Genomic DNA, 296 nt, shown 5'->3' with positions numbered 1-296 from the left:
CCTCCTCGGCCTCCTCCTCCAGCTGCGGTTCGACGGCGATAAGAGGCACGGTCCCGCTGTCCTCCGCGTGGAGGTCGCCGGAGGCCTCGCCGTACCAGTTGGGGGCGTACTCCTCGGCGACGCCGGCCTCGTAGGCGGACCCGGTGTACTCCTCCCGGGCCCTGCCGCGGCCGGCGGGCCCGCCGAGGAGGCCGTCCATGCCGACGTACTCGGTGGTCTCGCTGTCCCAGGCGGAGACGCCCCGGCCGTCCTGCGCGAACCCGTCCTGCGCGTACCCGTCCTGCGCGAACCCGTCC

1 protein-coding gene is annotated in these 296 nt (G+C 74.7%); it reads right to left on the bottom strand.

Annotated features, from left to right (window positions below; genetic code table 11):
• Positions 1-296, bottom strand: a 296-nt coding sequence (locus LO771_RS30300; RefSeq protein ID WP_230748370.1) for a hypothetical protein, incomplete at both ends; no start/stop codon positions are given.

The sequence above is a fragment of the Streptacidiphilus sp. ASG 303 genome (genome assembly GCF_020991365.1).
Lineage (GTDB): Bacteria > Actinomycetota > Actinomycetes > Streptomycetales > Streptomycetaceae > Peterkaempfera.
Note: the sequence above shows the minus strand (reverse complement) of the source record. Positions and strands in the feature narration are given on the sequence as shown.